Here is a 4,871-nt window from a genome sequence, read left to right as displayed (position 1 = left end):
CTCCCCACACTCCCCACACTCCCCACACCTTTTTTCGCTCACCCATCTCCCCATCCCCTCAACTCTGAAGCACCACATCTTCTACTGAAGAATTTTCCGCTTCCAAGCCATTAATTCGACGATAAAAATCTTGGAGATAATTTAAATCTTGAGCAAAAAAGTTTTCTACTATTGCAGGACTAATATCAGTTAAAGCACCCAAGTGGGTAATCACGCGGGACAAAATAATAATAGTGGCATAAACTGGATTTGCTTTTACCCTTGGGTCGCGCAAAGGTGCAATCTCATCTATGGCTGTTGATAATCGCATTACACCTTTGCGGTGGAGGTTGCCTTCAGAGTCCAGATACCCTTTAGGCAGCGTAAATTCAAACTCTGTGGGAAACATATTTCTCCTAAATTAATTAGACTTCTCGCTTTGAATGGGGGAAAGGGGAAAGGGAAGATTCTTCATTTTCCCTTTAACCTTTCACCCTTTCCCTTTTCCCCTCCGATTTATTGCGTGCGTTGAAATTCCTCAAAAGCAATCTCCAATTCTTCAATTTCTATTTCATGGCTGTTGGCGTTGACATCAGCAATTTTGTAACTGGTAGGCCAAGCACCAGCTAATTCAAATCTAGCTTCTTTATTAGATGCCTGATCGTAAATAGATAAAGAAATAAACTCACGTTTTTCGGCCCACTTGCCGGCTTCAACATCCTCAAACCACTTCCATAAATCTTTGGAAGCGTTCAACCCTTTACGCAAAGTAATATTCCCACTTTTAGCATTACCAGGAAGTTTTGTTCTCACTGCTTTACCTTTGGAAGCAGTTCCCCATTTTTGAGAAGTGACTTCACAAATTTCAATTACTTCCTGCGTTCTTTTAAAGCCTTGACATTCCAAAAAATAGCCATCGCTATCATTTTGACCAATGTCTAATCTTAAAAAGAAACGATAATTAGTGAGAATTTCTGGTATGGCAGCCATTGTTTTTGATGCTAGGTAAATGGGAACTGGGGACTGGACAATGGGTAATCATATTAAAAATATGAGGGAACTCCAGTTGCTAAGTGTTGACCGTTGACGGTTCACAGTCAACAGTCAACAGTCAACAATCAACAATAACAATAGAATATTTTTTGACTTAGAAGTCCCTTATTTCACAATTACCAATATCTAAGCTCTGACTTCTTTTTGTTGTGCGATAATTTCATAACCCTCAATAGATACTTCAATTTTTTCTGTTGCCGGGTCATTTTTAGTCACATCAAATTCTGGCCCTGTATATGATTCAGGGAAGCAAGATTTCAGGTTATAACGAATGACTTCAGTTTTCTTATCTTGGGTATAACCAACAACGGAAATTGCTTTGCGATTTTCATCCCATTGACGAGGTTTTCCATCTTCGCTACAAGCTAAAAACCATTTGTGCAAACTTTCATCACCGTTGTAATTCATGGTAATTGTGACATTATTAAACTCTGCCTGTCCTGGAAGATTTTGTCGTAATGTCTTACCATTTTTACTTGAGCCTCTAACACCTTTAGTGGCATTATTTTTTGCACCCAATCCGGTGACTGATTGAACGAATTTTTCAGTGATACCGTCTGCTTCAAAATAGAACACAGACGCAACTACATATTCTCCAGGCATATTTCATCTCCTAAAATTAAGTGAATAGTCATTAGTTATTGGGCATTCTAGGGAATGGGGAAAGGGAAAGGGGTAAGGGGGAAAGGGTAAGGGGAAAAGGTTAAATTTATCCCTTTTCCCTTTAACCTTTAACCTTTCCCCCATCTCCCCATACCCAACAATTTATTGCTGTTCGTCAAGTGCATTCCATTGGCTGATACGGAAGATGACAAACTCGGCTGGTCTTACGGGACAAACTCCGATTTCGACATACAAACGACCTAAAATTATGCTTTCTGGTGGATTAAGTTCGGCATCGCATTTAACATAAAATGCTTGTTCTGGTGAATCGCCAAATAAAGCACCTTCACGCCAAATTCGTTCTAAAAAGTTGCTAACGGTACGGCGGACACGGGCCCATAAATCTTGATCGTTGGGTTCAAAAACTACCCATTGTGTACCTAATTCAATTGATTTTTCTAAGTAACTAATTAACCGCCGGACGCTGATATAACGCCACTCGGTTTTATCTGGCTCGACTAAAGTCCGCGCACCCCAGATGCGGATACCCCGATTTGGGAAGCTACGAATGCAGTTAATACCAAGGGGGTTCAATAGTTCCTGTTCGCGGAAGTTGGTGTCGTAACCCAGACCAATTACGCCTCTGGGTACTTCGTTTGCAGGTGCTTTGTATACTCCTCTGGTTTCGTCGGTGCGTGCCCAAACGCCCATGACGTGACCGCAAGGAGGTACTAAAATGGGATTGCCGCGATCGCGTGGATTGGGTACTTTGATCCAAGGATAATACAACGCTCCAAACATCGAACGACGGTTAAATCTATTCAACCAATCCACTGCTTGTTGCGGTTTGACAGCATCAGGTGGTGTATCAAGTAAAACCATGCGGTTTGGTGGATTGGGAATATCACCACTGGCGGAACCTTCGCACATGCTAATCATTAGTTCCATGATGCCGTGGACTTGATCCAAATTCAGCACTTGCTCCTGATAAGCCCGCATCAAGTCAGGACAAGCCAGCATTGTGATTTCATCAATTTCAAAAATACCGCGTACCCCGGTGCGATCGTCTCGTACCCCTTCTAAATCTCGTGAAAATCTGTCCGGCGGTGTAGCAACAATGGGTGGTGCTAATTCGTACTGACCATTAACCGGACGGCGAGTTAAAGGCTGTCCGCTTTGAGTCAAATCTTCTACGCTGACATACATAGAATTTCTCAAAGCCGCTAGCGCATAAGTCGCAACCTGACCAGGTTCGCGGTTCATGGTCAAGTTTTCGTATTGCTCTAAAACTTCATCTCCCCGACGAATTTGAATAGTGAAGTATTCCCCAGTATTTGGAGGAGCTTCTCCTTCAGTACCTTCAGGTAAAGCACGGGGAGAACCATCGGTAATAATGATGTTTACTAATCCCCCTGCTGCTTGTTCGGGGCGCAAAGTAAAGCGCAAAGCTGGACGATTTCCACGAGAATTAATTCGCAGAGTCGCAGGTTCGGGAGCTGTAGGTTTGGGTGCGCCTGGTAATTGAGTTCCGATACTAGTTACCCAGCAGCGACCGCCACCATTCATGAAGTAACCATAAACCGCAAAGGGTAAGTAGGCATTAAAATCAGTGAAACCATCAGAATTAGGACGAGCAAAATAGTTGAGATATTGCGTCCAATTCGTCACCAACATCGGCTTAAATAGCTCAGCATCATCTCGAACATCTTCTGTAAAACCTACAAATCCGGCTACTGCTGTGCTAACACCTTCAATCGGTCGGCTCCCTCGGTCAAATTCTTCAATATAAACACCAGGAGCAAAGTAATCAAGTCGAGCCATGAAAATTCCTCCAACTCTCTTAAGAGCTTAATTATTCAGGATTTAAAAATATTTCTTTGAAAGTATGGCTTTGGTCATCTACCAATGCATTAACATTTTGGGGTAAATAGCCAGGACAATCTATATTTAAAACATAGTTACCCATCTCAAGGTTTTCAAAAAAGAACAACCCTTCTTTATTGCTTTCCATGAATTTTCTAGTCCGCAGCAAAGTAGTTTTTGCCCCCATTAATGGCAGATTTGTTGTTGCACTCTTGACAACACCTGCAATTACTACTCGCCTAGCCATAATTTGGGTACTACCATTACCAGTGCCATGCATTTGATTTCGCAAATCGAAAATTCGTTCCCAAACTAAAGGTACTGTGGTCGCTTGGGTATCAAGAGGCACGGTAACTGTTAAATATAAAGCTGAGCGCAGAGGTACATTCAAAGCGCTCCATAAACTCCCCGGTTCCAGCGAAGGTTGTAGTCCAACCATCATTGGCAAACTACCGTAACCCCGCAATTCAGGAACTAAAAACTCCTCTTCTAAAGCTCGATGACGCATCAGTACGCTTAATGCTTCACTCAAAAAGTGATGCTCGCCTAAAGTCGTCCTATCCCAAGCTGTTAGTAACACCGAAACATCAAACCAAACAGGTGCCCAATTGACAACACCGGCTTGCAAATGGCGCGTAATATTACGTTCAACTTGCCTTCCGGCCTGTTGGAACTGCTTACTCTCACGAATATCATAAATATATAGATTAAGAGTCGGGCCGGCTCCCTCTTCCCTACGATTACTCGGATGGCTGAAGTCAATCTGCTCTGTACTGGTAAGTGAAGTTCCTCCAGCTAGAATTTCCGCCAAAGTTTGAAGAACGAAGATAAGCATGAAGGTGTTGTGCTGGTAACTAAATCCAGATGCATCTAGGTTATCTGTATCACCCTTGTAAAGTAATTAGACTTTTGTCGATATTTTTGGATGGGGCATCCCTTCTCTGCGAGACGCTACGCGAACGGCTTCGCTCAGGGCAAGTGGGTATGGGGCATTGGTTATTCTCAGTGTTTTTGCGTTCCCGCGTCTTTTTTATGAAGATAAGTAACAAAAATTATTGGCTTATACAGGAGTTTTCATGTATTTAGACCACAACCCTATTTCTTTATGTGTATCTTTGTGCCTACATGAACGCGAACCCCTAAAGGCGAATGCATCAGATACAAATCATCTGGTTCATTTACCTAAAAATCACTGTAAATTGCACAGTTACTCATAAGCTTTGTTGATAGTTCACTGTCAACCGTCAACATTTATTACAAATTAGCAGTGCTATAAAATTCATATTTTATTTTTAAAACAACTTTCTAAAACTCAAAAATTCTACTTTCCCGTTACCTATTGCTTATCAATCAAAACTAAAAACTATATATAC

General features: G+C 41.9%; 5 protein-coding genes. All 5 read right to left on the bottom strand.

Annotation, left to right across the window (positions count from 1 at the left end; all coding sequences use genetic code 11):
* Positions 1 to 58 precede the first annotated feature (58 nt).
* The 5 genes from GNE10_RS32110 to GNE10_RS32090 all read right to left on the bottom strand — a co-directional run bounded on the left by GNE10_RS32110 (position 59) and on the right by GNE10_RS32090 (position 4,333).
* Complete coding sequence (locus tag GNE10_RS32110; protein ID WP_099072908.1) at positions 59 to 388, bottom strand: hypothetical protein; 330 nt, start codon at positions 386 to 388, stop codon at positions 59 to 61.
* Between the two features lie 107 nt (positions 389 to 495).
* Positions 496 to 969, bottom strand: coding sequence for a phage tail protein (locus GNE10_RS32105; protein WP_180267633.1), 474 nt, complete (start codon positions 967 to 969; stop codon positions 496 to 498).
* Positions 970 to 1,158: 189 nt separating this feature from the next.
* Positions 1,159 to 1,635 (bottom strand): phage tail protein, encoded by a 477-nt coding sequence (locus tag GNE10_RS32100; RefSeq protein WP_099072907.1) that lies wholly within the window; start codon positions 1,633 to 1,635, stop codon positions 1,159 to 1,161.
* 162 nt (positions 1,636 to 1,797) lie between these two features.
* Positions 1,798 to 3,456: a phage tail sheath C-terminal domain-containing protein gene (locus GNE10_RS32095; RefSeq protein WP_185570012.1), complete on the bottom strand. Its 1,659-nt coding sequence runs from the start codon at positions 3,454 to 3,456 to the stop codon at positions 1,798 to 1,800.
* Positions 3,457 to 3,487: 31 nt separating this feature from the next.
* Positions 3,488 to 4,333, bottom strand: coding sequence for a Pvc16 family protein (locus GNE10_RS32090; RefSeq protein ID WP_099072904.1), 846 nt, complete (start codon positions 4,331 to 4,333; stop codon positions 3,488 to 3,490).
* Positions 4,334 to 4,871: the final 538 nt, after the last annotated feature.

The organism is Nostoc sp. 2RC (assembly GCF_014222165.1).
Classification (GTDB): Bacteria; Cyanobacteriota; Cyanobacteriia; order Cyanobacteriales; family Nostocaceae; genus Nostoc; species Nostoc linckia.
This window is presented reverse-complemented; position numbering and strand designations above follow the sequence as displayed.